Below are 5,063 nucleotides of genomic sequence, written 5' to 3'. Positions count from 1 at the left end.
CGCCAGCACCTGACCTTCGTCACGCGGCCGATGCATCACCAAGTCGACATCGTCGCGCGTTTCGATCAAGGCTTCGTCGACGAACAGCTCGCGTCGCGAACCGATCTCGTGGACGTTCGGCGACGGGTCTGCGGCGAAGGTTCGGCGGCGCATTGAACCGGTTGCAGCAATGACCGCCGAAGCACCCGCTGATTGCATCCAGCGGCGACGAGAAAGCGAAATCAAACTCATGGCAACTCCTTGTCGTGATTCGAGTGATCCAGCAGTTTACTCGTTCCGCGGATGCGAAGGTTGCGTCGATCGAGTCGCCGAAAATGGACTGGTCAAAAAATGGACTGGTCAAAAAATGGACTGGTCAAAAAATGGGTTGGTCAAAAAATGGGTCGGTCAAAAGGTGGGTTGGTCAAAAGATGGGGACGTCTGGGTTGAGATGTTTCAGGACTCAGCCAACCGCATCAAGCCGTCTTCCATTTCATACCGGGTGTCGAAGACGTCCAGGGATCGATGGTCGTGGGTGACGACGATGACGGCGGCTTGCTGTTCGTGGGCGACCTTGGCGAACAGTTCCATCACTTGTCGGCCGCGGTGGCTGTCCAGCGCCGCGGTGGGCTCGTCGGCCAGAATCACGCTGGGGTGGTTTGCCAGCGCGCGGGCCACGGCGACACGCTGTTGTTGGCCGCCGGAAAGCATCGACGGCAAGTTCTCGCCCCGATCGCCGACGCCGAGATAGTCGAGCAACTCCTGCGCGCGGGTGCGGGCCGATTTGGGCGTGTCGCCGTTGAGCTGCATCGCGATCTGCACATTTTCGCGGGCGGACAAAAACGGGATCAAGTTCGATTTTTGAAACACAAATCCGAGGTGTCGGCGGCGAAACGATCGCAGATTGGTGTGCGGGACGTCGCCCTCGACCACCAACTTGCCGCCGATCAACACGCGTCCCGAGGTCGGCGGGTTGATCAGGCCGACGGCGGTCAGAAACGTCGACTTGCCAGAACCACTCGGCCCCAACAACGCCACCACTTCGCCGCGATGCACCTGCATCGAAACGTCGCGCATTGCGACGACTTCGGTATTGCCGCTGCCGTAGATCTTGGTCAGCCGGTCGGTTTCGATGGCCAACGTTTCCCCGGCATCGCTCATGACAGGGCCTCGTTGGGCGAGATCCGCAGCGCTTTCCAAATCCCCAGCACGCTGGACAAGATCGAGATTCCCAGCACGATAGCGGCAAGCTGTATCAAGTCGGGTTGTGTCACCAGGACGCGTCGGGGAAACATCGGAAACACCTTTTGCCCGACCAGGTAGGCGATCGCAAACCCGAACGCGCCCAACAACAACGCTTGCTGCAGAATCAAACCCAAAATCACGGTGTTGGGGGCACCGATTAATTTCAACAGCGCGATCGAATGGATCTTGTCCAGCGTCATCGTGTACAGGATCAGCGCCATGATGATGGCTGCGATGACGGTCAACAGCACACGGAACAGTCCGATTTGGCGTTTGATCTTTTCGACCGTCCCCTTGAGCAACAACTCGCGTTGCCCATCGGAGGTGTACACCGAGACGTCGCCCCAGCCGCCGATGATGTCGGCGACGACGTCGGCGTCCGCGTCGGGCTTGAGCGAAACCATCACGGCACTCAGCCCGGGACGGGCGACGGCGGGCAATTCGCTTCCCGGGCGTTGCGCGTTGGCCAGCAACATCGGTTGTTGTGCGACCAGATCAAAGCGGCGACCGCGGGCTTCCCGGGCGGCCCGTTCCAGACGGACCGCTTCGCCGGGCACGTCAAATTGAATCGCCTGGGCATCGCGGACGGTGACGAACGCCATGCCGTCGCCGCTGCTGCCGATCATGTTATTGGTCGTGCCGACGACCGTGTAGGTTTCCTGCCCCAGTTGGATGCGATGTCCGACCGGCAGCCCCAGCGACTCGTTGGCGATCATTTCAAAGTGGTTTTGACGCAGCGCTCGGCCGCCGGTCAGCGCGATCCATTCCCCCTTGTCGGTCGGCCAACTCAATCCCATCACCGCGATCCGCAGGGGTTTACCGTTACGTTCTCGTTGAATGGTGTGGTAGACAAACTCGCGGGCCGAAGCGACGCCGGGCACCGCCGTCGCACGATGCACCAGACTGGGCGGCACCCGCGAAACTTCGGCGAGCGGGCCACGGGTGTCGCGTTGGACGATCCACAAATCGGCATCGACGCGATCGATCAACAACGTCGCGTCTTCGATGACGCCACGGTAGATCCCTCCCATCCCCATCACCACCATCAGCAACATGCCCACGCCGAGGGTGGTCAACGCAAATCGTCCAAAGCTGTAGCGGATGTCCTTCAAGGCCAGGTTCATGATTCGTCCACGCTCACGTGACGTCCGTCGACCAATGCCGCGCTGCCGTGACGCGGCATGACCACCTGGTCCGTTGCGGAAAGCCCCAAGATGACTTCGACGCTATCACGTCCGCGCAATCCGAGCGTCACCGGTCGCAGCCGCGCCACTCCGGCGTCGTTGACGAACACGGCGTGACCGTCGTCTGTACGCACTAACGAAGCGGCATCAATTTGAATCGCATCGGACTTTCTGCCGGTTTCCAAATACACTTCGGCGCGCTGCCCAACGGCCCACTGATTCGGCAACGCGTTGGCTTGCACGTCGACCACAAACTCACGCGTTTCTCGATCGGATTCGTTGGCCAATCGAACCACGGTCCCCGGATACGATTGCTCGGGTTGGGAACGGAACACGATGCGGGCGGGTTGGTCTTTGGCGACTCTCGACATCTCCGTTTCATCGACCCAGGCGCTGATCCAGAGCACGTCGGTGGAAATCAATGTCAAAATGCCGCTGCCGGGCACCACCACGTCACCGGATTCGCGATGTCGCGCCGTAATCAGACCGCTGAAGGGGGCGAGAATCCGCGTGTCCCGCAACCGCGCCTGATGGTATTGAAGCGTCTTTTCCGCCGCCAACAAAACCTTTTGTCCTTCGGTGATCGCCGCTTCGGCGCGGGCCACATCGGCGACCGCAACCGACATCGCTTCGGTGGCACGTTCAAACTCCTCCTGCGACGTGGCCGATCGTTCCAACAAACTCTCCAGCCGTCGACTGGTCCGTTGCGTTTGGTCCAGCACCACCGTCGCCCGTTCCTTGTCCGCACTCAGTCGCACGATGGCTGCTTGGGCGGCGGCCACGTTGGCTTCGGCGATTTCGACTTGCTGCTGCAATTCGGCCGCGTCCAGCTCGACCAGTAAATCGCCCTCGGCAACCGCGTCCCCCTGGTCGGCCGACACCACCGTGATGCGGCCGGATATCTTGGGGCTGATCGTTGTCGACACGCGGGCTTCGAGTGTCCCGGTCCCGATGATTTCCGAAACGATGAGACCGCTGCGAACCGGAACCCTTTGGACCGGAACCGGCCGAAACCGCAGCCAGTAAATCGCCCCCGCCACGACGACCAACACGGCCAGCCACTTCGCAAACGTCCTGGACCATCGGATGAAACGACTCTGCATGGAAACTTCTTCAGGTGATCGGGCGTTCTGAGCTTGTGTCAGCGGGCTGAGAATATACACATTAACATATAGGATAGGACTGCGCGTCAAGGTGATTGCCGACGCCGCCGTCCTTGCAGCTATCGCTCAATGCCACTGACTTTGGCACTGAGGGAGGTAGCGGAACGGCGCGAGCCGTCCGGTTTGACCTTGAAAGACCGGAGGGCTCGCGCCCTGCCGCTAACAAAAGTCGCCCGTTTGTCGCCAAAGTAAGTGGCATTAAGCTATCGCCCTGCAATCCCTTCGCCGGCGCCCCGCCCCTTCGCGCAGGCGGATTCCGTTTCCAGTCACACGAGTTCGAGGACAATCCATTGGGATCCACCGGTTCGCTTCTGACGCCGCTTTGTGATGTGCTGGAATGCCGCTACCCGATCTTGCAGGCGGGCATGGGAGGCGTGGCGCGTGCGGAATTGGTGGCCGCGGTTTCCAATGCCGGCGCGTTCGGTTGTCTGGGCATGGTTCGCGAATCGCCGCAGCGGATCACGCAACAGATCAACGAAGTTCGATCACTGACCGACAAGCCGTTCGGTGTCAATCTCATCCCCGCGGCGACCGACCCCGAACTGTTTCGTGTCGAACTCGATGCGTGCTTGCGTGCCGGTGTGCACACGATGGTTTATTTCTGGGATGTCGTCCCGGACGCGATCAACCGCGCCAAGCAAGCCGGGTGCCGGGTCGTGTATCAGGTCGGCGATGTCGACCAGGCGATCAAAGCGGAAGCGGCGGGAGCCGATGTGATTGTTGCACAGGGAGTGGAAGCCGGCGGGCACGTTCATGGAACGGTCACGTCGCTGGTGTTGCTGCCGCAGATCGTCGACGCGGTCTCGATTCCGGTTGTCGGATCGGGCGGTTTTGGCAGTGGACGCAGCCTGGTCGCCGCGTTGGCCATGGGCGCGCAGGGGATTCACTGTGGCACGGTGTTGCTAGCCACGCACGAGTCATTCGCCCACGACGTCCACAAACGTCAGATCGTCCGGGCCGACGCCGACGACACGCTGCACACCGATGCGTTTGCGATCAACTGGCCGCCCCACTCTGCCGTCCGTGTGATCAAGAGTCAGAGCACCGAACCGTACGAACGGCAGCCCTTCGGACACCACGCCGACGAGATGCCGCGAGAACAGGTCGCCGAAGAAGAAGGCCGTCCGGTGTACTTGATGAGCACGGATTCGCCGTTGAAATCCATGACCGGGGAACTGGAAAAACTGGCGATGTTCGGCGGCCAGGTCGCCGGACAAGTCACCGCGATCGACTCGGCGGCAACCGTGATCCGGCGGATCGTCGACGAAGCCGAAGCGGTGATCGAAGGCTTTGCCCGATCGGCGGGTCCGGCCGGGGATTCCGATTCGATCACTTGATCGGGACGGTGAATCTCGCGACGCACTCGGATCGTTTCAAGATATTCCAAGCGGGGTATTGCGCAAGCCGCGGCAGGTCGGGAGTGGCGTGGCTGACGGAGGTCCAAGACGCCGCGATGGCCGGCGATCCGTCCACCGCGCCTTGTCCGCGGTTT

The 5,063-nt window shown here is 61.3% G+C and carries 5 protein-coding genes; 1 reads left to right on the top strand and 4 read right to left on the bottom strand.

The features are described from left to right. From ABX749_RS21250 to ABX749_RS21235, 4 genes are all read right to left on the bottom strand, one after another. Positions 1 to 231 (bottom strand): hypothetical protein (locus ABX749_RS21250; RefSeq protein ID WP_372897742.1); only part of this gene is annotated, 231 nt, incomplete at its 3' end. A gap of 204 nt (positions 232 to 435) precedes the next feature. Beyond that, positions 436 to 1,140, bottom strand: coding sequence for an ABC transporter ATP-binding protein (locus ABX749_RS21245; protein ID WP_372897741.1), 705 nt, complete (start codon positions 1,138 to 1,140; stop codon positions 436 to 438). Continuing rightward, positions 1,137 to 2,348, bottom strand: a complete 1,212-nt coding sequence (locus tag ABX749_RS21240; protein ID WP_372897740.1) for an ABC transporter permease — start codon at positions 2,346 to 2,348, stop codon at positions 1,137 to 1,139. The genes ABX749_RS21245 and ABX749_RS21240 overlap by 4 nt, the downstream gene beginning before the upstream one ends. Continuing rightward, positions 2,345 to 3,511 carry an efflux RND transporter periplasmic adaptor subunit gene (locus ABX749_RS21235; protein ID WP_372897739.1) on the bottom strand — a complete coding sequence of 389 codons (1,167 nt, stop codon included), beginning with the start codon at positions 3,509 to 3,511 and terminating at the stop codon, positions 2,345 to 2,347. The genes ABX749_RS21240 and ABX749_RS21235 overlap by 4 nt, the downstream gene beginning before the upstream one ends. Positions 3,512 to 3,861: 350 nt before the next feature. Here ABX749_RS21235 and ABX749_RS21230 point away from each other — a divergent pair, with 350 nt between their 5' ends. After that, positions 3,862 to 4,908, top strand: coding sequence for an NAD(P)H-dependent flavin oxidoreductase (locus tag ABX749_RS21230; protein WP_372897738.1), 1,047 nt, complete (start codon positions 3,862 to 3,864; stop codon positions 4,906 to 4,908). The last annotated feature ends 155 nt before the right edge of the window (positions 4,909 to 5,063 follow it).

This window comes from Stieleria sp. (assembly GCF_041595215.1).
GTDB lineage: Bacteria > Planctomycetota > Planctomycetia > Pirellulales > Pirellulaceae > Stieleria > Stieleria magnilauensis.
This window is presented reverse-complemented; position numbering and strand designations above follow the sequence as displayed.

Excerpts from the sequence above, each read along its gene's own strand:
- ABX749_RS21245 (WP_372897741.1), bottom strand. The coding sequence starts at position 1,140 with ATGAGCGATGCCGGGGAAACGTTGGCCATCGAAACCGACCGGCTGACC.
- ABX749_RS21240 (WP_372897740.1), bottom strand. The coding sequence starts at position 2,348 with ATGAACCTGGCCTTGAAGGACATCCGCTACAGCTTTGGACGATTTGCG.
- ABX749_RS21235 (WP_372897739.1), bottom strand. The coding sequence starts at position 3,511 with ATGCAGAGTCGTTTCATCCGATGGTCCAGGACGTTTGCGAAGTGGCTG.